This window comes from Bradyrhizobium sp., from assembly GCF_049519115.1.
In the GTDB taxonomy this organism is placed as follows: Bacteria; Pseudomonadota; Alphaproteobacteria; order Rhizobiales; family Xanthobacteraceae; genus Bradyrhizobium.
Window position 1 is genome coordinate 158,774 of the sequence record NZ_JBEKRB010000001.1, and the last position, 21,971, is coordinate 180,744.

General features: G+C 61.5%; 20 protein-coding genes. 9 read left to right on the top strand and 11 right to left on the bottom strand.

All coding sequences use genetic code 11. The annotated features are described in order from the left end of the window. Positions 1–562 precede the first annotated feature (562 nt). Complete coding sequence (ppk2, locus tag ABSE61_RS00820) at positions 563–1,483, bottom strand: polyphosphate kinase 2 (protein WP_423869154.1); 921 nt, start codon at positions 1,481–1,483, stop codon at positions 563–565. A gap of 175 nt (positions 1,484–1,658) precedes the next feature. On the opposite strand from ppk2, the gene ABSE61_RS00825 reads away from it, so the two are divergent. After that, positions 1,659–2,771: a hypothetical protein gene (locus ABSE61_RS00825; RefSeq protein WP_423869155.1), complete on the top strand. Its 1,113-nt coding sequence runs from the start codon at positions 1,659–1,661 to the stop codon at positions 2,769–2,771. A gap of 221 nt (positions 2,772–2,992) precedes the next feature. Here the strand turns inward: ABSE61_RS00825 and ABSE61_RS00830 are convergent, their stop codons facing one another. Together ABSE61_RS00830 and ABSE61_RS00835 are read right to left on the bottom strand one after the other, a co-directional pair. Next, the gene (locus tag ABSE61_RS00830) at positions 2,993–3,340 is read right to left on the bottom strand and encodes a DUF6481 family protein (protein ID WP_423869156.1); all 348 of its coding nucleotides are present in this window, start codon (positions 3,338–3,340) and stop codon (positions 2,993–2,995) included. A gap of 208 nt (positions 3,341–3,548) precedes the next feature. Further along, entirely contained in the window at positions 3,549–4,262 is a 714-nt protein-coding gene (locus ABSE61_RS00835) for a hypothetical protein (protein WP_423869157.1), read from the bottom strand. Between the two features lie 383 nt (positions 4,263–4,645). Between ABSE61_RS00835 and ABSE61_RS00840 the strand changes: the two genes are divergently transcribed. From ABSE61_RS00840 to ABSE61_RS00850, 3 genes are all read left to right on the top strand, one after another. Then, on the top strand, positions 4,646–5,377 hold the full coding sequence (locus tag ABSE61_RS00840) for a gluconate 2-dehydrogenase subunit 3 family protein (protein WP_423869158.1): 732 nt from the start codon (positions 4,646–4,648) through the stop codon (positions 5,375–5,377). A gap of 616 nt (positions 5,378–5,993) precedes the next feature. Beyond that, positions 5,994–7,166 carry a GMC family oxidoreductase gene (locus ABSE61_RS00845; protein ID WP_423869354.1) on the top strand — a complete coding sequence of 391 codons (1,173 nt, stop codon included), beginning with the start codon at positions 5,994–5,996 and terminating at the stop codon, positions 7,164–7,166. A gap of 23 nt (positions 7,167–7,189) precedes the next feature. Further along, positions 7,190–7,552 carry a c-type cytochrome gene (locus ABSE61_RS00850; protein WP_423869159.1) on the top strand — a complete coding sequence of 121 codons (363 nt, stop codon included), beginning with the start codon at positions 7,190–7,192 and terminating at the stop codon, positions 7,550–7,552. 668 nt (positions 7,553–8,220) lie between these two features. Here ABSE61_RS00850 and ABSE61_RS00855 read toward each other — a convergent pair. The 5 genes from ABSE61_RS00855 to ABSE61_RS00875 form a co-directional block, all read right to left on the bottom strand. Further along, on the bottom strand, positions 8,221–9,513 hold the full coding sequence (locus tag ABSE61_RS00855) for a DUF445 domain-containing protein (RefSeq protein ID WP_423869160.1): 1,293 nt from the start codon (positions 9,511–9,513) through the stop codon (positions 8,221–8,223). Continuing rightward, positions 9,500–10,327, bottom strand: coding sequence for an EcsC family protein (locus ABSE61_RS00860; RefSeq protein WP_423869161.1), 828 nt, complete (start codon positions 10,325–10,327; stop codon positions 9,500–9,502). The genes ABSE61_RS00855 and ABSE61_RS00860 overlap by 14 nt, the downstream gene beginning before the upstream one ends. Next, complete coding sequence (locus ABSE61_RS00865; RefSeq protein WP_423869162.1) at positions 10,324–12,435, bottom strand: heavy metal translocating P-type ATPase; 2,112 nt, start codon at positions 12,433–12,435, stop codon at positions 10,324–10,326. The genes ABSE61_RS00860 and ABSE61_RS00865 overlap by 4 nt, the downstream gene beginning before the upstream one ends. Positions 12,436–12,488: 53 nt before the next feature. Next, positions 12,489–13,076: an HMA2 domain-containing protein gene (locus ABSE61_RS00870; protein WP_423869163.1), complete on the bottom strand. Its 588-nt coding sequence runs from the start codon at positions 13,074–13,076 to the stop codon at positions 12,489–12,491. Positions 13,077–13,239: 163 nt separating this feature from the next. After that, positions 13,240–13,614 carry a DUF5132 domain-containing protein gene (locus ABSE61_RS00875; protein WP_423869164.1) on the bottom strand — a complete coding sequence of 125 codons (375 nt, stop codon included), beginning with the start codon at positions 13,612–13,614 and terminating at the stop codon, positions 13,240–13,242. Positions 13,615–13,954: 340 nt separating this feature from the next. Between ABSE61_RS00875 and ABSE61_RS00880 the strand changes: the two genes are divergently transcribed. The 4 genes from ABSE61_RS00880 (at position 13,955) to ABSE61_RS00895 (ending at position 18,298) form a co-directional block, all read left to right on the top strand. Next, the gene (locus ABSE61_RS00880) at positions 13,955–15,202 is read left to right on the top strand and encodes an MFS transporter (RefSeq protein ID WP_423869165.1); all 1,248 of its coding nucleotides are present in this window, start codon (positions 13,955–13,957) and stop codon (positions 15,200–15,202) included. 86 nt (positions 15,203–15,288) lie between these two features. Beyond that, on the top strand, positions 15,289–16,047 hold the full coding sequence (locus ABSE61_RS00885) for an SDR family NAD(P)-dependent oxidoreductase (RefSeq protein ID WP_423869166.1): 759 nt from the start codon (positions 15,289–15,291) through the stop codon (positions 16,045–16,047). A gap of 12 nt (positions 16,048–16,059) precedes the next feature. After that, positions 16,060–17,316, top strand: coding sequence for an NAD(P)/FAD-dependent oxidoreductase (locus tag ABSE61_RS00890; protein ID WP_423869167.1), 1,257 nt, complete (start codon positions 16,060–16,062; stop codon positions 17,314–17,316). 313 nt (positions 17,317–17,629) lie between these two features. After that, complete coding sequence (locus tag ABSE61_RS00895; protein WP_423869168.1) at positions 17,630–18,298, top strand: amino acid ABC transporter permease; 669 nt, start codon at positions 17,630–17,632, stop codon at positions 18,296–18,298. An 81-nt stretch (positions 18,299–18,379) separates the two neighbouring features. Here the strand turns inward: ABSE61_RS00895 and ABSE61_RS00900 are convergent, their stop codons facing one another. Further along, on the bottom strand, positions 18,380–19,276 hold the full coding sequence (locus ABSE61_RS00900) for a transporter substrate-binding domain-containing protein (RefSeq protein ID WP_423869169.1): 897 nt from the start codon (positions 19,274–19,276) through the stop codon (positions 18,380–18,382). 144 nt (positions 19,277–19,420) lie between these two features. Between ABSE61_RS00900 and ABSE61_RS00905 the strand changes: the two genes are divergently transcribed. After that, positions 19,421–19,831: a RidA family protein gene (locus tag ABSE61_RS00905; RefSeq protein WP_423869170.1), complete on the top strand. Its 411-nt coding sequence runs from the start codon at positions 19,421–19,423 to the stop codon at positions 19,829–19,831. 10 nt (positions 19,832–19,841) lie between these two features. Here the strand turns inward: ABSE61_RS00905 and ABSE61_RS00910 are convergent, their stop codons facing one another. Beyond that, positions 19,842–20,735: a TauD/TfdA dioxygenase family protein gene (locus ABSE61_RS00910; protein ID WP_423869171.1), complete on the bottom strand. Its 894-nt coding sequence runs from the start codon at positions 20,733–20,735 to the stop codon at positions 19,842–19,844. Between the two features lie 308 nt (positions 20,736–21,043). Then, positions 21,044–21,970 carry an ABC transporter substrate-binding protein gene (locus ABSE61_RS00915; protein WP_423869355.1) on the bottom strand — a complete coding sequence of 309 codons (927 nt, stop codon included), beginning with the start codon at positions 21,968–21,970 and terminating at the stop codon, positions 21,044–21,046. Between the last annotated feature and the right edge of the window lies 1 nt (position 21,971).

Below are 21,971 nucleotides of genomic sequence, written 5' to 3' on the forward strand. Positions count from 1 at the left end.
GTCATAGGCGAGCGAAGCGACGCCGTTCTTCGAGCGGCATAGGCGAGCGAAACGACGCCGTTCTTTAAACCTTGATGCCGGCCGGTATTGCAAATGTAACTCGGGTGTTGCGGGTGTAAGGTAACGCTTGGGGACAAGATCCGGAACGCCGGTCATACATGCTTGTCACGACACGGCTGATCGCGCCAAGAATGTGCCCGTGACCTGACTTGGTCCAAACAATAATTTTTCACGCTAAAGCCATCACCTGAAGTTATTCTTCGTACCATCGATTATCCGACCTATTCGATATATTAGAAAAATTTGAGAGACGCGGTTTTTGAGGCAGCGCATGGCACTCGAAATCATTATTCGAAGGCGTCGAGCTATCGATCGACCGCCAGAAACGGGTTCGCCGGATCCTTCCGCGCCGCCCGAAAGCGTCACGGCCGAGCAACAGTCAGCAAGCGATCCGGCCAACGACAATAGCGACGGGGCCTGGCCGTTTATCCCATTTCCTGAAGGTTAGCGGGCCGCAAGGCGAGTAAATCTATTCGCCTTGCGCGTCGCTTGATGTCGCGCCTCAGTAGACCTTCGGCACGAACATCTCTTCCGGGATGTTGTCGCGACGATAGGACGGATCGTGAATCCGTTCCGGCAGCACGACCGATTGATGCGTCACCTCGTTATAGGGCACTTGCGTCAAGAGATGCGCGATGCAATTCAGCCGTGCGCGCTTCTTGTCGACGGCTTCGACCACCCACCACGGCGCTTCCGGAATATGAGTCCGGTGCAGCATGTCTTCCTTGGCCTTGGTGTATTGCTCCCAGCGTGCGCGGGACTGCACGTCCATCGGGCTCAGCTTCCATTGCTTGAGCGGATCGTGGATGCGCATCAGGAAGCGGAATTGCTGTTCTTCGTCGGTGATCGAGAACCAGTATTTGACGAGGATGATGCCCGAGCGCACCAGCATGCGCTCGAACTCCGGCACCGTCCGGAAGAACTCCTCGACCTGGTCTTCGGTGCAAAATCCCATCACGCGCTCGACACCGGCGCGGTTGTACCAGGAGCGGTCGAACAGCACGATCTCGCCGCCGGCCGGCAGGTGCGTCGCGTAGCGCTGGAAATACCACTGTGTGCGCTCGCGCTCGTTGGGGGCGGGCAGCGCCGCGACCCGGCAGATGCGCGGATTGAGGCGCTGGGTGATGCGCTTGATCACGCCGCCCTTGCCGGCGGAGTCGCGGCCCTCGAAGATCACGACGACCTTCAGCTTCTGATGCTGCACCCAGTCCTGCAACTTCACGAGTTCGCCTTGCAGGCGCAACAACTCCTGGAAGTAATGCTGGCGGTCGAGCCCGTCGTCGGCGTCGCGGGCGGAGGTGCCATCTTGAAGCGTCTGGAGCCGGTGGTCGTCGAGCTCCATCTCGATTTCTTCGTCGAGCGTGTCCTGAAGGTCGGCGTCAATCAGTTTGCGCATGTTGGCGCCGTTGGCCGCGTCGGTCATCGAGATCCCCTGTTTGAGTCGCGTCCCTAAAATTCCCGCGTCGTTTGACGGGGGTATGACAGTTCGAGACGACGGAAGCCGTTGTCCCAGAAGAGCCGGTTACCGCTGCCATTCATATGACCGTCAAGAACGGCCTCTAGACGGGTTGTTTGGCCCCTGACGGGCGAGGACATCGATGCAGCAGCGGATGATCGAGAATTTGAAGGTCGGTCCCTATGCGATGCGCTATAGTCAGTTTGTCCCCCGTCTTTACAACCTGTGCCGATCCCTGGGCTTTAAGCGCGATCGCATGCTGCCGTCGCGGGCATTTTGTTCCGACGAAAGCCAGGGCTATCCGGTCATTCTGATCGCCCAGCATTTCGGCACGTTTCCGTTCGATCACGGCCGCGTCGGTGGCAAGGTCTCGGTCAATCGCCACGGCCCTTACGCCGCCCACGGCGAGGACCTCGTCATCATCCAGGCGAGCCATGTCGGCTATGACGCCGATAGCGGCCGCTTCGGCGTCTACCGGCGCGAGCGCACCGAGAGCTGCGGCTTCGGCTCCAATTGCGGGAAGCTCGCCGCGGTGCTGCATTGGTATCACGACGAATATCAACGTGCGCGCGAGCTCATTCGTTTTGGCAAGCTCGACGGCGAGGCGGTGGTCTATCTCGACAATCAGTATCTCGACGACAGGCGCACTGAAGGCCTGTTTCCGAAACTCGATCAGTTGGTCGGGGAGGCCGACGATCCCCTCAAGGCGCTCGCGACCTCGAAGGCGTATCTCGCCTCGCAACGGTTGCGCGCTTGCCTGCCGGCCGATCGATGGCAGGATGAACCGCAAGCCTTGGGCGCGCAGTTGACCGCGGAGCTCTTCAGCTTCCGCAGGCAGTTGTCGCAAGATCCCGAAGAGCACGACATTCTGGAGATGGAGCTGTTCCCGGCGATGCCGGCGCTCGTGACCTCGGCCAATCCGGCGCTCGATGCCGCGCGCTTCGTCACGCAGGTCGAGTTCGACCGCTGTTACCGCAGCATTTTGCGCGAACCGGCCTACACCGGCAAAAACCTCCTGCTCATCTCCGGCGTCAACATCGACGTCTCGCCGCGCGCCGGCTTTCCGTTTCCGCTGATCAAGTTCGTGCCGTGGGCCGCCTATGCGAGCTTGCGCGACGGCCGCAAATTCCTGCTCGAGCAGGCCGAGCTGAACGAGCAGTTGCGCGACCAGTCGCCCGACAATCCCGACCGGCTGTCGTTTGATGACTCGATCCGGCGGATGGCGGACGCGGAGGAAATTCGTCTCGAGGTGTGAGTGTAGCGTTTTCGAGCGAAGTGGGTATCGGTTCGCGTGAAGAAAGCGCGTCAAAACGAAAATTTTGTCGGCAGGAGGCTATTTTGGATCGACGTTCATTTCTCGTTTGCTGTCGTGGCTTGCTCGCGATGAAAGCCGTCAGTGTTGCGCGCTCGGCCTGGCGGATGCCGCTGTTTCGTTTGCGCGCCTGACGCGGCATCCCCGCCAGCTACAGTCTTTGGTTATTTTTTCTTGTTTTTTCGCGCGGCGTAGCGCGCATCGCGCAGGGTTTTCTGCTCGGCTTCGAGTGCCGCTTGCCGTGCGAGGGCCTCTTCCTTTTCGCGCAGGAGCTGGGCTGCGGCCGTGGCAGCCTTCTCTTCCTCCACGCGCTTGCGCTCGGCCTTGGCGGCCTCGCGCGCCAGCTGGGCCTTGGCACGCTCGGCGGCCAGCGCTTCGCGCTCGGCCTGCCGCGCCTTCACGGCCGGATCATCGGGGCCTGGCTGGCTACGAAACTTGCTCAGGATGCTTTTCCTGGCTTCCTGGGCTGCTTTCTGCCGGTCCGCGAAGCTCGGTTCCTTGAATCCGCTCATAATAAGGTCGTGTCACTTTCTAGTTTGCGCCGATCCGCTATCCACGACAACCGCGTCAGCGTTGCTGGCAGCGGTGTATATTTCCCGCACGCGGATAAGTCATCAAAAATAGACCGAAAAAGGGAGATTCCGGAGGCGATACCATCGCTTTTACCCGCAAAGGTGACGGGTTTCGCAAGTTGCTCAACCCAACCTGCGCGCTGCGGTTTCATTCGGGTACCACGGCTTTCGCATTGTGGTCCGAGAAAACCTCGGGCGCCTCGAATTTGCCGGTCTCCAGATCATATCGGCAGCGCCAGCCGTGGACGACGCCGGTCTGCATCGGCTTGCGGCCCTTGATGTCGGCATCTCCTGACAGCGTGATCACAAGATAGCGGTTCGCCGGCCAATCGACGCCGAGCTGGCGATAGTTGTCTTGCAGCCCTTTCAGGAGACCCGCGGCCTTGTGATACTCGGGCGGCTTCGCGATCCTCCGCCACTCGGGGCGGGTCTTGAGGTAGGCCCACGCCAGGTCGCCGAGCGGCTTCTTGCTCGCGGGGACGGTGCCGTGCGGGATGACACGATAGAGATAGAGTGTCTCTTCGCCAGAGCCGGTCTTCTGCATGCGAACGATCCATTTCAGATCGCCCGTGAAGATAAAGGCCGCCGGGTAGCCGGCCGGCTCCGGATCGAGCAACGTGAATGTGCTCTGCCGGCGCACCCAGAACTGCCATTTCCGGTCGTCGTCGGTATCCTTGTTCAGGTATTGCTCGATTGATATCGCGCCGTCCGTGGAGACCTGAGTGAATTCCGGATCGATCTTGTAGCCGGCGGATGGCACCGCTGGCTGCGCGGCGGACATGCCGACGCTCCAGGCGCCGATCGTGCAGGCGAAAAGTGCAAAGACAACGAGCGCGCGAAGCAAAGCTGTTGCGACCCTCATGTTCTGGCTCCTTTGACCCGGTCACGCCATTAGTCGCGCAGGTCCGGCTCCAGTTCATTGAGGGCGCCGCTCACTTGTGCCCCAACGACAAGCGAATGGGGCTATGCAGGCATCGGTGATAGAAGTGCTTGCCGCGGGCTTGAGCGGTGCTAACGTGCAAATCAACAAATCTGGAGCGGCTAGTGTCCCGGTTCTGACATTCGTATCTCGTCGCAGCGGGTACTTTTACGAATGTCAGAACCAAAGGGACACCAGCAAATATATGATTTTAGTGTGGCTTTGACTCTGACGTTCCTTCAGAGATCGCCGCGAAACTGAAAGGAACGGCAGAGTCGCCACACTAATGAACGCCTAATCAATCAATAATTCCGGGGAGGACGGTCATGGCAAAAGACCCGAAAATCGGGCGCCGTGAATTTCTGACAGTTGCGGGAGCCGCTGCGCTCGCACCTGCGGCGCCTGCCGCAGCGCAGCAGGTATCCGCGACGCCATCTGCTGCGACGACGCCTGCGACAACATCAACGCAACCGCCGCCAGTTGATGAGCCGTTGCTGACGCTGACGGCAACCGAGCATGCGTTCTTCGTGGCCGCCGCCGACACGATCATCCCGCCCGACCAACTTTCGCCTTCAGGCAGCGACTGCGGTGTTGCCAACTTCATCGACCGGCAGCTCGCCGGGGCCTACGGCACGGGCGCGCGACTTTACCGGCAGGGACCATTCCCGAAGGGAAAGCCCGAACAGGGCTATCAGCTTTCGCTTAACCCCCGCGAGTTTTTCCGCGCCGGCGTCGCATCCGCCAACGAGTTCACGCGCAAGACGTATGGCAAGGACTTTGACCGGCTGAACGAAGACCAGCGGATCGCTGCGCTCAAGACAATGGAAGAGGGCAAGGCCGAGTTCAAGGGGTTCGGCAGCGCGATGTTCTTCAACGCGTTGTTGCAGATCACGATGGAAGGCTTCTTCGCCGATCCGATCTATGGCGGCAACCGCGACATGGCCTCGTGGAAGATGGTCGGATATCCGGGCTTGCCGGCGACCTACCGCCATGACATCCGCAAATATCTGGGCAAGATCTACGACAAGCCGCCGCGTTCGATCGCGGACTTCTCGTGAGAGGGGCCGCGTCATGACAACCATTCTCAAGGAAGTCGATGCGGTGGTGATCGGCGTCGGTTGGACCGGCAGCATCATGGCCCGCGAACTCACCAAGGCCGGGCTCAATGCGGTCGGCCTTGAGCGCGGCGCCAAGCGCATGCCAAGCGAGGACTTCACACTGCCGAACGTTCGCGACGATCTCAAATATTCTTCGCGCCAGGAGCTGTTCCAGGACGCGCAGGAAGAGACCGTCTCGTTCCGGCATTCGCCGTCGGAGGCGGCGTTGCCGGTCCGCAGGCTCGGCTCGTTCTTGCCGGGCACCGGGCTTGGCGGCGCAGGCTCGCACTGGAACGGCCTGACATGGCGGCTCTTGCCTTCGGACCACAGTTTGAGGACTCATCTCACCCAGCGTTACGGCCGCAACGCGATTTCCTCCGAGATGACGATCGAGGATTTCCCCGTCAGCTACGACGAACTCGAGCCGTATTACGACCACTTCGAGAAGATCTGCGGCGTGTCGGGCAAGGCCGGTAATTTGCGCGGCGAGAGGATTCCCGGCGGCAACATGTTCGAGGGGCCGCGCCAGAACGAATATCCGAACAAGCCGCTGCCGCAAACCATGGCCGGCTCCATCATGGAGGCGGCGTGTAAGGATCTCGGCTACAGCACCTTCGCAGGTCCCTCGGCGAATGCGAGCGAGGTCTATACCAACCCTGAAGGGTTGACGCTCGGCGCGTGCGAATTCTGCGGCCACTGCGAGCGCTTCGGCTGCGAGGCGAACGCCAAAGCTTCGCCGAACGTCTGCATCCTGCCGAACCTTCTGAGCGACCCCAAGTTCGAGCTCCGCAACTACGCCTATGTGAAGGAACTGGTCTACGACAGGCAGGCGAGGCGGGTGAAAGCCGTGCGCTACATCGACACGCGCACCGGCGAGGAATACGAACAGCCCGCAGGCATCGTCGTGCTTGGCGCGTTTGTGTTCAACAACAACTTGCTGCTGATGACCGCGGGGATCGGCGAGCAATACGATCCTGCGACGGGCAAAGGCGCGTTGGGGCGCAACTACTGCTACCAGCTGAGCGGCAACACCGTCACCGTGTTCTTCGAGGACAAGGTGATCAACCCGTTCATGGCCTCGGGCGCGCACACCACCAACATCGACGATTTCAACGGCGACAACTTCGATCACAGCGGTCTGGGCTTCTTCGGCGGGGCGATCATCGCCGCCGGCACGACCAACGGCCGCCCGATCCTGACCCGCCCGGTGCCGTCGGGAACGCCGCGCTGGGGCCGCGAGTGGAAACAAGCCACGGCCAAGTGGTACAACCACGCCTTCAACATCGGCGCTTCCGGGTGCAGCTACGCGCACCGCGAAAATTTCCTCGACCTCGATCCGACGTACAAGGACGTGCTCGGCCGGCCGCTGATCCGGATGAGCTATAACTTCCGCGAAAACGATCAAAAACTGGTCGAGTATATCGGCGCGGCGATGGAGCGGATCGGACGCGCGATGAATCCGACCAAGATCAGCCCGGCCTCGGTACGGCGCGGCAACTACAGCGTGGTGCCGTACCAGTCGACCCACAACACGGGTGGAACGATCATGGGTTCGGATCCCAAGACGAGCGTGGTGAACCGGTATCTTCAGGCCTGGAATGCCGACAATCTCTTCGTCGTCGGCGCCTCGGTGTTTCCGCAAAACGCCTCCTACAATCCGACGGGTCTCGTCGGCGCGCTGGCTTACTGGTCGGCTGAGGCGATCACCCAACGCTACCTCAAAAACCCGGGTCCGCTGATTCCTGTCTGATGGCTTTCGTGCGAAGGATCTCCATGCAACGTATTTCGATCATTCTCGGCGCCGCGGTTCTCGCGGCGCTGGTTAAACCCGCGGCCGCGGCCGACGCCGAGCATGGCAAAGCGCTCTTTGTTGCCTGTGCGGCGTGCCATCAGGAGAAGCCGGATGCGCTGGGGCCGAGTCTCAAGGGCGTGCTTGGCCGAGAGTCCGCCGCGCTGGATGATTTCCGCTATTCCAATCCGATGAAGCGGGCGAATCTGGTGTGGGACGAAGCCAACTTGCGTGAGTACATCGCCGATCCGCAGGCCAAGGTGAAGGGCAACCGGATGCCATACGACGGTCTGCACGATCCGAAGGATGTCGACGACATCGTCGAATACATCAAGACGTATAAGTAATCGACGGTCGCAGAGCCAGATGTCCGCTGAGTGGCTATCGTGAGAGTTAGATTTGGAGTCTCGCTTTGATACAGGGATACTTAGAAATGAAGTGTTTTACATGCATCGCGCTCATCAGGTCTGGTTGCCTCAACCTCAGGCGCAATAGCCGCACCGCAGAGCTTATAGGGAAAAACGCTTCGCGTGACCTGGAATGAATCACCTAGTCAACGCGTGCAAGGGGAAGGCGAATTTAAATCCGTTTCGATTCCGTTGTCATATACGGTCTATGTCGGCAGCAAGGGGCAGCTCTTCAAGCGTTTGACATCGACCACTTCCTCGGGGGGCGCCAGTCAGGTTCGAAAGACCGCGTCGGCACCTCCGGGTCCGACTCTCAGGGCTCGGGCAACGTCTCCTTTCAGGGCAACACACTGATAGCCACCGCCAATAATGGTGGGCTTGGCCGAAGAATCCGCGTCGCCTTCGACGGCGGCTCATCATGTAGCGCTGAAGTTTTGACGGGTAAGGCTGGAGCAGGTACGGCGACGGTTCGCAGCAACGCTACAGGCAAGATGATGGAATTCGTTTCGGTCTCGGCCGGAGCCGCTTCGTGCTCCGTTCAGGACGGAAATGCATTTGCAGATTAAGGTCTTCGAAACTGGGCCCATCTGGCGCATCCGGGAATCTGCCTAAAACAGTTGCGTCACCGCAAAGATGATCAGGCCGACCAGTCCGCCGACGATGGTGCCGTTGATGCGGATATATTGCAGGTCGCGGCCGACCGTGAGCTCGATCCGCTCGGTCAGCGTCTCGGTGTCCCAGTTCTCGACCACGTTGCGGATGAATTCGGCGATCTCGGCCCGCCGCGGCGCTACCGTGCGCAACACCGCGACGCGGAGCCAGCGGTTGATGCCACTGCGAAGGCGCTCGTCGTCCTGAACGCGCTTTCCGATGTTGATCAGCAGACGCTCGATCACGCGGGTCAATTGTGCCTGCGTCTCGGGCGCCTCGAGCCGATTTTCGATTCTGACCCAGAGCGCGTCGATCTGACCGGTCACCGCAGGCGTTGCCAGCAGTCTCGTCTTCAGCTCTTCGCCCTTTTCGATCAGCTCGGGCTTGGTGGCGAGATCGCCGATCAACTGTTCGACGGTCGAAGTCATCTCGATCCGCCAGGGATGGCTCGGCTCGCGCATCTCATCAAGAATCCGCGCCACGCCGTCGATGATCTTGTCGGCGACCATGCTGTCGATCCATTTCGGGATCAGGCGGGAAGTTCGCTTGGATACTTTGGCGCGCAGCGTCTCGCGGTTCTTGGCGAGCGTCGTGGAGGCCCAGTCCAGAAGTTTTTCGGCGAGCGCCTGCATCTCGCCATGGGCCCAGAGCAACGACAGGATCCGTGAGGCGAACGGGGATGCCGGCACGTTCTCGATGCCGCCGCGCACCGCGCCGCTCAGGAACGCGTTGAGGTCTTCGCGCGGCAGCGCGCCGAGCGCCTGGTTCAACGACGAGGTGGCGCGCTGAGCGACATTGTTCGCGTTGTCGCCGCGCAGGACCCAGCGCGCCGCCCAGCCGGAGATGTCGACGTCGCGCATGCGTTCGGCGAGCACTTTGGGCGAGAGAAAATTGTTGGCCGTGAAGCGGCCGATCGCAATCCCGATGCGTTCCTTGCTGCTCGCGACGATGGCCGTATGCGGGATCGGTATTCCAAGCGGATGACGAAACAGTGCCACCACCGCGAACCAGTCGGCGCAGGCGCCGATCATGCCGGCTTCGGCAAAGGCCCTGACGTAGGCGAGCCACGGCCAGTCCTTCATGCCGATGGACGTGGCGATGAAGATCACCAGCATCAGGACCAGCAGCGAGGTGGCAAAGGCCCGCGCCCGGCGCAGCGCGCGGCGTCGTTCCTCCACGCTGCCGCCCGCGGTTGCGGCCCGGCTCAGCCTGGCTTTCTTTTCCGGAGGTGCGAGATCAGGAGACCGCATTGGATTTTGGCGGGGCGAGTTCAGCATAGCGCTCTTTGATATGGGCGCTCCCATAGGTACGTTCCAGACGGCGCAACGTAAAGTGCGCGTGTGCGACCCGCTGGAAATGGTCCATGAACACGATATTGACGGTGGCGCCACCCACCGCGCCCAGAATCGGCAGCGCGCCGGCCGCGACCTTGTCGGACACGACCAGCCCGAAGCGCGAGACGATTTCGCTGACAAGGCTCGCCACCACCGGCGCTGAGGCATCGATTGCGCCGCGTTCCAGCGCGAGAGCGGCGATGTCGTGGCTGTATTTGCTGATCAGCGCGCGGGCCGCGTAATAACCGACGTCGAGATTTTCGTCGGTTCGTTTGGCCCCGTAGGCAAAGACTTCGAGGCAGGCCAGACGCGCCTCCAGCGTGGAGAGGTCCTCGCCCTGATGCTGCGCGATTTCGGCAATCGCGCGTAACATCAAGGTGGTGGTGAGCGGCAATTCGAAGGCGAGCGCGCCGAACCCGAACAATCCGCTGACCCCGCCGGTCACGCCGGCGAGAAACGACGAAAAGCCCATCGCGGGCGAACGCGGCGGCTTGTCGTCGAGCGTATCGACCGCGACTTCAAGTCCCTTCATCACGGCGCTGCGCACCATGCCCGAAAGCTGCTTGTTGACGGCTTTGGGCAGAACACCGAGCACGCGGTTGACCGGTACACCGGCATAGTCGGCGAGCCTCGCCGCAAAATTCCGGCCTTCGAGATATCTGACCGCATTTTTCAGGGCGGCATGGTCGGCCGAGGCAATGGAGGGCGCAAGGGCTGTTTGATCGCTCATTGGTAGCGCAGCATCGGCCGCACGCCGTTGGCGCTGGCCAGGATCGCCGAACCGTTAGAGATGAGAGCCGTGACTTCCGGCGAGATCAATCCGCCGGGCAGCGCCAGCCCCAGCGCGATCGCGTTCAGCGTCGCCACGATCGCGTAATTCTGCCTGATGAGGCTGACCGCGCCTCTGGAGATCTCGACCGCCTGCACGAGCTTCCAAAGTGAGTCTTCCATCAGCACCACGTCGGCGGATTCGTGCGTGACTTCAGCACCGTATTTCATGGCGATGCCGACATCGGCAAAGCTCAACGCGGGCGAGTCGTTGATGCCGTCACCGACCATGGCGACGCGGCGGCCCTCGCGCTGCAAATCCTGGATCACGCTGGCTTTGTCGGCCGGCAGCATGTCGGCGAAGTGCCGCGCGAGGCCAATATCGTTGCAGACCGCACGCGCCACCACGGCGTTGTCGCCGGTCAGCATGATGGTGTTCTTGATTCCCATCTCATGCAGCTTCCTGATCACCGGCCGGCTCTCGTCGCGGATCTTGTCCGAATAGGGAACAAGCCCGGCGAGTTCGCCATCGACTGAGATATAGAGGCTGGAGAAGCCTTTTTCATCGAGGCCGGCGCGATCGATCACGGATTTGTCGGTCGAGATGCTGCACTGGCGCATGAAGCGCTCATTGCCGACATGGACGTAGTAGCCGTTGACCTGGCCCTCGACCCCGAGGCCGAGACGGTATTGAGTCTCGTTACAGGACGGAATATTGACGCCCAACTCGCGGGCCTTGCTGCGCAGCGCTTCGGCAACGGGATGCTGAAGCTTGGTTTCGGCGGCCGCTGCCAGCCCGAGCAGATGGTTCGGCGTGATGTGGTTCTGATAGGAGACGATGTCGATCACGGCCGGGGTGCCATGGGTGAGGGTGCCGGTTTTGTCGAACACGACAGTGTCGATGTCGGCGAGCTTTTCCATATGGCCGCCGCTCTTGATGATCATGCCGGCGCGCGCCGCATGCGTCATCGAGGCCAGCACGGAGGTAGGCGCTGCGACGCGAATGCCGGTGCCGAAATCGACGATGACCAGCGACAGGAAACGGTTGAAGTCGCCGGTCACGGCCGCGGTGCCGGCGGCGAGCGCCAAGGTCGGCGTCACCAGGCGGTCGGCGAAGCGCTCGGCATGGTTCTGCATGCGGGTGTCGCCGATCGGCGCGCTTTCGACCAGGCGGACGATTTGACCTGCGGTGGTCGCCGAGCCGACGCGCAATGCACGCACGGTGATCTGGCCCTCGCGGATCACGGTTGCCGCAAAGGCCGCTTCGCCCTTGCCCCGGCTGACGGGCAGGCCTTCGCCGGTGATGGTCTTCTGGTCGATCGTCGCATGACCGTCGATGATCTCGCCGTCGACCGGGATCATCTCGCCGGGATAGACCACGACCAGATCGTCGACCTTGAGTTCGGTTGCCGGAATCGAGATGACTTCGCCGTCGCGCAACAGCCAGGCGGTCTTGGTCTGGAATTCCAGCAGATCAGAGATTGCGCGCTTTTGGCCTGCCGCTGTCAGGTCGCGGATCCAGTCGCCGAGCTTGATCAGCCAGGTCACGATGCAGCCGGCCATCGGGTTGCCCTGCAGCATCGAGGCTGAGATCGCCAGCGTGTCGAGCACGTCGATGTTGAGCCGGCTTTCGTTGGACCACACTTTCCAGGCGCGCCTGGCGATCGGGATCGCATTCCACAGCATTACGGGCACGTTGACCGCCATCACGACCGGGTTGGCGGAAAACGCCATCAACAGCGAGATCGTCGGCAGCGCCAGCGGGGAGTCTTTTGATACCTGCAACGCGGTCTTCTTGGCGGTGGCGTCCGCTGTAGTCTGGGCGCAAAGCGCCTTGATATCCTTGAGACTCGCGCCCTTGAAACGCTCGAGCAGCGCCATCAGGAACGGTTCATGCGCCGGGTCGTATTCCATCACCAGGCTGGCGCAGTCGAAATTGATCCGGGCGCTGCGGATGCCGGGTTGGGCCTCCAGCCAGGAAAGAAGTTGCTCGCCGAGGCGACGATTGCGAAGCGCCGGAATATGAAGCCTGGCGCGGCCCTGCATCAAATGTCGGATCGAACATTCCATGGAGTTTTCGATCTCGCCGGCCGGCTTTTTTGAACCAGAAAAAACAAGTTCGATCAGGCCGGTGCGAGAATCTCCTCTTCTTCTTCCGAATTTTGTGCCGCGCGCGCGGCGGCTTCCGCCATGCCTGCCTGGATCATGTGATTAAGCGCAAAGATCGAGATCGTGACCCAGACCGGGGTGGCGGCGCTGGCGCCGACCTCGAAAATGGTGAAACCGGCAATGCCCAAAGCGAGCACGATTTTCAGGTCGACGACGTTTTCGGTCGCCAATTTGATCTGCTCATCGAAATGTTTGAAGTAATCGACGATGACGCGGGCGGTGTGGGAATGCTCGGCCAGGAATTCGGCTTCCTGCCCGATCTTGTTGGCGAGCGCGTCGATCTCGTTGGTCGGCGGCCGGTCTTGGCCGCCGGTGTGATGCTGCTCGAGGTGGCCGTGGAATTCGTCGTGTCTGTCGGTGTCGTAGCACAGCACCACGCTGCCGGTGGTCGGATTGACCGTGACGTCCTCGATGCCCGGGATCACGTGGAACATCTGCTTGATCTGGTCGACCAGTTCCGGGTTGTCTTTCACATTCGGCACCTTCAGGCGAATGCGGCCGGGGACCTGATGGGCGACTTGCACGTTCATCGTCGTGGTCATTGCTGATCTCAGGTCTCGTTTAGTTCAGATCCCTCAAGTCCAAACACGCGTTTGTTCAAGCGCGCTGCACTTCAAGCTTTGCTTCAACCATCGGGCCAAAGCATCAGCGGTCTTAAAAAGGTTTTGCCGCCGATGATTCTTTTCAAGGTGTGAAAACGGCCGATCAGGCCGCGTGGCGCTCGCTGTCTTTTGCGGCCGTCTCGGCTTCCGCCTTCACTTCGGCCACCGCGTCATGCACGTGCTCGCGCGCTTCGTGGAACATTTCCTTGGATTTCTGGGCGAGCTTGTAGGTGCCGCGAACGGCCGACTTGAACAGCGGGTTCAAGGCAGCGCTGAGCTTCGGAAGGTACTTGGGTGCTGCGACCGCGGCCGCGCCAAGCGCGATGCCGGGCAAAAGGGCCACTTCGAACAGGGCAGCGCCGACTGCGACCACCGCAACCGCGGCAACCGCCTTGCCCACCACGCCGTCTTCGTGGGCTTCCTGCGATGGAGGGGTCACATCTTCAGAAAATGAAGCCTGCCCGTTACCTGTCGGCATCGTACTATCCCTTCCGGTTAAACCACATGGCGCAATGTGCACTGCATAAGAGCCGAATTAGAAAGTCGAGTGACACTTTAATGACATCTGTGCCACGGTGTTTTCCGGCGAGGTGAGGTTGCCTCGTCAAAGACCTGACTTGGCTGAAAAATTCGGCAGCGTGCTCAAGTCCCACCCAGGTGCCGGTGCGAGGCGAATGGCCGGAATAAGAATGCCTTGAAGTGGGGTCTCGTATCTCCTGCCGCACATAGGATCGGCGTGAGGCTCTGCTAGAAGAGGCTTTGCTAGACGTTTTGGGCAAAGACCTAACTCCATCCCTCATCACGGAAATCCCATCGCCATGAACGATGCAACAACAGGGGGCCAACCCCCGCCGGCTAAAATGCGTTCCTTTGCGGCCATGCGCCATCCCGGCTTTCGCGCGCAGTTCACGACTTACGTGCTTGCGATGATGGCCGACAATATCGAGCACGTGATCAGCTACTGGGTGGTGTTCCAGAAATTCCATTCACCGGCCTTGGGCGGCTTTGCGGTCGTCTCGCACTGGTTGCCGTTCCTGATGTTCTCGGTGGCGTCGGGCGCGCTCGCCGAGCGCTTCGATCCGCGCCGCGTCATCCAGTGCGGCATGGCACTGTTCATCATTGCGTCCTTGAGCTGGGGCTATTTCTTCTTCACTGACAGTTTGCAGATGTGGCAGGCGATGGCGATTTTGGTCGTTCATGGTTGTGCCGGCGTGCTGTGGCAAACGCCGAACCAGATGTTGCTCTATGACATCGTCGGTCCGGCGGAACTTGAAAGCGGCGTGCGGCTCAACGCGATGGCGCGCTATCTCGCCGTGCTCGCGGGGCCTGCGGTCGGAGCCGCCATTCTGCTGGCGTTCGGTCCGGCCTGGGGCATCATGCTCAACACCGTGTTCTATCTGCCGCTGGTGCTGTGGCTGATCGCGGCGCCCTACGGGCCGCGTTTCCGCAAAGACAAGCCCGCGCCGCGCCGCGCGGTGCGCGGGCTCAACGACATCATCTCGACCATTCGCGACATCAAGGGTCATCCGACCATCGTTTCAATGGTGCTGCTCGCCGGCGCCGCATCGTTCTTTGTCGGCAATGCCTATAGCTCGCAAATGCCGAACTTCGCGATGGACCTGCAGCACGGCGATCCTGGTCTGGCCTACTCTACGCTGCTGGCGGCCGATGCGGCCGGTGGACTGCTGGCGGGTCTGATTCTGGAAGGCGGAGGCTTGCTGCCGCCGAAGCCGCGCACCGCGATGATCCTGGCGCTGTTGTGGGGCGCGGCGCTGGCGCTGTTTTCGCTGTCGAACGTCTATTGGCTCGCGGTCGGCTTCCTGTTGGCCGCCGGTTTCCTCGAACTGTCGTTCAATGCGATGGCGCAGAGCCTCGTGCAGCTCGATGCGCCGCCCGACAAGCGCGGGCGCGTGATCGGCCTGTTCAACATGGCAAGCCTGGGCTTGAAGACGTTCAGCGGCATCTCGGTCGGCCTGATCGGCAGCCTGATCGGGATTCACTGGTCGCTGGCATTATCGTCGCTTGCGGCGATGCTGGTCGCAGCAGTGCTTCTGGTTTTGCCGTAACCGGCAGGCGGGGAGCCCTGCGATCGTTGGCATTCCGGATGGCAGGACCTATAGTCGCCCTCGGTTGAGAAGTTACGAGGGGCAGTTTGCGCGTTACAGTTATCACGGGGGCGGGGTCCGGAATTGGCGCGGCGGTAGCGCGCCGGCTGACGGGCTCGGACGCATGCCTGATGCTGCATGGTCAGGGCAGTGACGCGGCAGGCTTCGCGCGCCTGAGAAGCGTGGTGACGGAATGCGAACGCTTCGGCGCCAGGGTGGCGTTTTCGACGGGCGATCTCGCCAAGGCCGGCGTTGCCTCCCGGCTTGTTGGCGCGGCCCGCGAGAAGTTCGGCAGCATCGATGCGATTGTGCATGTGGCGGGCTTTGCCGACCGGCGCGGTTTTAAAGAGTTGCCGCGCGAGAGCCTCGAACGCGCCTTTGCGGTGATGGCTGCCGCCTTTCATGAAATGGCAAGCACGGCACTGGAGGATTTGCAGCGAAGCCCGCACGGCCGCATCGTCGCGGTATCAAGCTTTGCCGCGCATCGCTTCACGCCGGAAATGACCTATCCGGGATCGGGCTCGGCGAAGGCCGCGCTCGAGGTGCTGGTGAAATGTCTTGCGATCGAGCTCGCCGGTTCCGGCGCCACCGCCAACGTCGTCGTGCCCGGCTTTACGCGCAAGGACGCGGGGCTAAAAGGCGCGCTCGACGCACAAGCGTGGCAGGCAGTCGCCAAGGCCAATCCGATGTCGCGCCTGGCCGCGCCGGACGAAGTCGCCGCCGTCGTCGCGTTCTTGTTGTCGAAAGAAGCCTCGCATGTGACGGGCGTATCGCTGCCGGTCGATGGCGGTTTAACGTTGATGTAGAGGTTGAAGTGAATGTCTGAGAACGGGGTGGGCCAATCAATCGATGTCGCCGTGCTCGGCGCAGGGATCGTCGGCATATCCGCCGGCATCGCCGCGCGGCAACGCGGCCTCTCTGTGGTGGTCATCGACCGCCGCGAGCCCGGCAGCGAGACCTCTTACGGCAATGCCGGCATTCTCTCCAGCGGATCGATCCTGCCGCTCAACAAACCCTCCTTGTGGAGCGCGCTGCCGGGTTATCTCGGCAACACCAGTGCGGCCTTGCGCTGGGATCCGATGTGGGTGATGCGCAACCTCGATTGGGTCGCGCGCTTTCTCGGCAACGCCGTCCCATCGCGCACTCGGCCGCGCGCCGAAGCGCTGCATGGTCTGATCGGCGCGTCGCTGAAGCTGCACCGCGAATGGATCGTGAAGGCCGGCGCGCCACAGCGCATCCGCGAGACCGGCTGGCTCAAGGCATGGCGCAGCGATGCGACGGAGGCCGCCAAACAAGAGCAGGCGTTCCTCGCCGAGTTCGGCATCAAGAGCGAATTGCTCGATCGTCAGGCGATCTCCGCGCTCGAGCCGAACATCCTGCCGGTCTACACAACCGGTCTCCTGCACACCCAGACGGCTTCGGTGGATTCGCCGGGCAATGTGGTCAAGGCCTATGCGCAGATGCTCAGGGGTCTTGGTGGCGAGGTTCGCCAATCCGACATAAGGGGAATCGAACTTTCAGGGAACGGCTGGCGCGTCGTGCTCGGCGATGGCGCCGTCTCCGTGCGTCATGTGGTTGTCGCGCTCGGTCCGTGGTCCGCCGATCTGTTGCGGCCACTCGACTATCGCGTGCCGCTCGCGGTCGAACGCGGCTATCATCAGGAGTTCACGCCCAATCCGGCACGCGCCTTGCAACGTCCGATCCATGATGCCGAAGGCAGTTTCCTGATGTCGCCGATGGAAAATGGCATTCGTGTCACCTCGGGCGTCGAATTGACCGACCGCGACGCGCCGTCCTCGTTCGCGCAGCTTGACATGGTGGTGCCGATGGCGCGCGGCGTCGTCGAATTCGGTTCACCCGTCGCCGAGCCCTGGCGCGGGGCGCGGCCGACCTTGCCGGATAGTTTGCCGATGATAGGGAAGGCGCCGCGGCATCAAGGCCTGTGGCTCGCCTTCGGCAACCAGCATATCGGCTTCACCACGGGACCGGCGACGGGCGCTGCGATCGCCGCGATGATCGCGGGCGACTCGCCGAGTTTCGATGCGAGCGCGTTCGCGCCCGGGCGTTACATTTAATGGGCGGTCGCGACGATAGATTGATCCCTCCCCCGCGGAACGCGTGGGGAGGGTGCATAGGCGACCTTCGGTCGCCGTATTTAGACGACAAAGCGCCGCTGCCTTGCATCGGCTATGCGCGAAGCGACGGTCGGGTGGGGGTGTGCAGCATTATAGAAAGTGTTTGGTGGACTGAGCGAACCCTAAGAGCTCCCACCCCGGCTCGCTTTTGCTCGCCGACCTCGAGAGCGAGCTTTGCTCGCCTCGGACCCGCAAGGGGGAGGGATAAGAGCCCGGGCGCTCTGGCGCGATCGCTTTATAAGCGGTTGCCGGTATGAATTACGTCTGGGATTTCGGCATCCTCGTCAAATACAGCCATCTGTTCTGGCTCGGCATCGGCTGGACCATGGCCTACACCGTGGGTACCATCGCGCTTGGCACCTTGATCGGCCTTGTCGTCGGCATCCTTCGGCTGCGGCGTTATCCCGTGATCGACTGGCTGCTGGTGGCCTATATCGAGCTGTTTCGCTGCACGCCGCTACTGGTGCAGATCATCTGGTTTTATTACGCGTTCCCGGTCGTGATCGGCGTCAATATCCCGGCGCATGTCGCCGCGATGACCGTGCTGTCGCTTTATGGCGGCGCGTTCTATGCCGAGATCGTACGCGGCAGCATCGAAAGCATTTCGCGCGGGCAGTGGGACGCGGCGCGTGCGCTCGGCCTGTCGTCCTGGCGATTGCTGCGGCTCGTGATCATCCCGCAGGCGCTCAAACCGATGCTGGCGCCTTATGTCAATCAGTCCGTCACACAGTTGAAGAACACTTCGCTGGTGTCGGTGATCGCGGTGCCCGACCTCGTCTACAACGCCACACTGATCAATGCCGATACTTATCGCCCGCTCGAGGTCTATACCGTCGTCGCGATGATCTACTTTGCGATCCTGTTTCCGGCGACACTGATCGCGCGCCGGCTCGAACGCGGCATGACGTACGATAAGGCGTGACTCTTTATATCCTTCCCCCGCGGAACGCGTGGGGAGGGTGGCCGTCGCGCAGCGACGGTCGGGTGGGGGCTTGGGGCGCAATCAAATACTCAATTCCACGGGCACATCCTCCGGCTTGACGCCGGACAATGCCAGTCCCTTGACGAACCATTCGCGCATCTGGCCGATGCCGCGGTTGTAGTCGATCCAGACCGAGAGGAAATCGCGCCAGCGTTTGTCCTGCTCGCGCCGCACCGCGCAGCCGCTCGCGACGGTGACCGAGGGCGAAGCCAGGATCTTGTAGGTGCCGAGGCTCGGGTTCTTGGCGATCGCCGTCAGCCCCAGCACCAGCGCGTTGACCACGCAATCGACGCGGCCTGACGCCATTTCCAGCATCACCTCGTCGCGCGACTTCATCGACTTGATGGTGGCGTTCGGCGCGAAACGCCGCGCCACTGCTTCGTTCGCCGAGCCGACGTCGACCGCAATTCTCACTTCGGGCTTGTTGATGTCGGCCCAGGTCTTGGCCTCAAGGCCCTTCTTCAGCATCGCGCCGAAGGGATGTGGAAACACCAGGCTGGTGAAATCGACCACCAGTGCGCGCTGCGGCGTCGGGTTGAGCGCAAAGCCGAGGTCGACCTTGTTGGCTTGAAGATCGAGGATCGAATTACCGTAAGTCGATTCCGTATATTCGAGCTTGACATCGAGCAGCTTGGCGATGTCGTTGGCCATCTCGATCGAAAAACCGGACCAGGTGCCGGTGGCGAGGTCCTTGTTGAAGTAGGGCAGTTCGCCCGGCAGCACCGCGATGCGCAGCGCTTTGGTGGAGCGAATCTTGTCCAGCGTGTTGTCGGCGGCGGTTTGCGCCAAGGCTGGACTGCTTGCGAGCGTGGAAGCGATCGCCGCACCGCTGCCGAGCGCCAGCGCATAGCGCAGCGCTTCGCGGCGGTCCTCGGAAATCTTTTGTGCGTCCGACTTGGGTTCGTCCGATGGCGTCACCTGCCCCTCCTACCATAATATTCAGGGACCCTAGCGCGCGTGCCGCATGGCAGCAATAGCGCCACCATCTACCCTTTTGTCGCGGTGGCGTTTAGTTCTAAGGTCCGTCTGCATCCTGTTCAGACCTTGAAAGCGCGAGAAATCATGTCAGCAGAACTCAACATCTATAATCCCGAAGAACTCGGCCCCCCGATGGGGCAGTACACCCATGTGACGCGGGTGAAGGCGAACGAATTCCTGTTCATCGCCGGCATGCTGTCGGGCGATTCCGCGGGTAACGTGATCGGTGACGGCGATTTCGACACGCAGACCACCCAGGTGTTTCGCAATGTCGAGGCGGCGCTGAAATCGGCCGGCGCGTCCTGGGCCAATGTCGTGCAGTTCACGACCTATCTCGTGCACTCGCAGGACATTTCAAAATTCATGGCGTTCCGCCTGCGTGAATTCCCGAAGATGTTTCCGAACGGGAAATATCCGCCGAATACGCTTCTCATCGTCGACCGGCTGGTGAAGGAACAGTTCCTGGTCGAGGTGCAGACGATCGCGGCGGTGTGAGGCGCGCGTATTAAACCGGCGCCGCGCTGCCCTTGATTTGCGTGCGATGCATGATCCGGCGGGACGAGGCTTCGAACGGGTCGCGCCGGTGCATGGTGCAGCGGTTGTCCCACAGCACGAGATCGCCGACCCGCCAGACATGCTCCCAGGCGAATTGCGGCCGCTCGATGAAATTCCACAACTCGTCGAGCAGCGCTTCGGATTCGGCAAGCTCAAGTCCCACGAGATAAGCGTTGCGCCGGCGGCCAAGATAGAGCATGCGCCGGCCGGTGTCGGGATGGGTGCAGACCAGCGGATGCACGGCGCCGGTCGAGCTGCGCGGATCGTCCGTTGCGGTAACGCCCTGACGCAGATAGCCGCCGCTGTTGTAGGTGCCGTCGTGCTTGATCTTCAGGTTCGCGATCCGGCGCTTCAATTCGTCCGGTAGCGCGTCGTACACCGCGTACATGCTGCAAAACGAGGTGTTGCCGCCGGCAAGAGGCACCTCGATCGCGTATAGCATGCTCGCCATCGGTGGCACGTCGAGATACGACATATCAGTGTGCCAGACGGCTTCGCCGGCACCTAAGCTGCCGATCGGCTGTCCGTTGATGGTCACGTTCGAGACGATGTAGATCTCGGGCAGCCCCTCGACGAAGCGACGGCCGGTTTCCTGGACCGGCGCCCAATCGAGGTCGCCGAAGCGGCGGCTGAACGCGATCAGGTCCTGATCGTCAAGCGTTTGCCCGCGCACCAGAAGGACCTGATGGTCGTGCCAGGCGCGCCTGAGCGCCGAAAATTGAGTTTCGTCGCACTTCTTGAGATTGACGCCGTGGACTTCAGCGCCGAGTGCGGCGCCGGTCGACGTCACGATCGGTCCGGGATCCATCTTGCGTGCAACATCGCTCTGGACGCTAACGGCCATGGAGACCTCCTCCCGCCAAGTGGACTAATCAGTGGACCAATTCCGCGCACCGCTACCGCGAACGTTAGTCAATTGAGGTGACCAGATAGTGCAACATTATGTTGCAATTTCGATGGCGAGTTTCAGGTTTAATCCCTCCCCCGCGAGCGAAGCGAGCAGTGGGGAGGGTGGATCATCGGAGCGGAGCGAACTATGAGCCGGGTGGGGATACCGCAACAGGAAAAAGCCCCCACCCCGACGCTCGTTTCACTCGCGCCGATCCTCCCCACGCTCCGCGGGGGAGGGATGAGAGCCTCCGAGTCCGTCGTTCAACCAAAACTCAGATTGTAATATTTTGCCGGCTCGTTCAATTGCTTCGCCGGAAGGCTGTAGCGGCTGCGTAATTCTAGCACGCAGTCGAGGCCGGTGCGGTCGATCTCGCAGTTGCGGAAAAAGCCGCGCTTGGAATCGAGCAATTCGCCATAACTCGCCTCAGCGATCTCTTGCGGCATTTGCAGCAAATGATGCCGCAAGATCGCGATCGCCTCGGTGCGATTCTCAGATTCATATAGCCACGCGATCGACCGGCGATAGGCGCGGATATAGGCTTCGACCTTGTCGCGGTTGCCTTGTGCCCACGGCCGGCGTACGGCGGCGACATTGCCTTGATAGGGGCCGATGACGTCGGTCGCTTTCACGAGTTCTCTAAAACCCGCATTTTGCGCGATGATGTTATAGGGCGCCGACAACAGCGTCGCGGCATGCTGGCCTTCGCGCAGAGCGTTCCAGCGCTGCACCATGCCGCCGGCGCGCACGATCTCGTAGTCGCCCTTGTCCTTGTCCAGACCATGACGGCGCATGATCTCGTAGAGTACGAAGGCGTAGCCGGTTGTCATCGCATCGACGGAGAGCGTCTTCCCGGCGAGGTCTTCGATCTTCGAAATAGCTGGCGAGGCGACGAGACTGAGGAAGCCGCTGTCGCTGCCCATTACCGCCATGAAATCGCCCTGCGGCCCGATCGGCGCTTCGCCCTGGCTCTCGACATAGGCGACGATATTGTCGACCGCGGTCATCGCAATATCGAATTTGCCCAGCGAGAAGTCCGTCATCTGGGTGACGGAGTTGGGCGTGCCTTGCACGTCGACCGCAATGCCTGTGTCTGCGAAGAAGCCTTTGTCCTGGCCGACATAGACACCCCAGTTGAAGCCGCCGGGGAAAACGTTCACGGAAACCACGGGAAGGTTATCCTGTGTCATC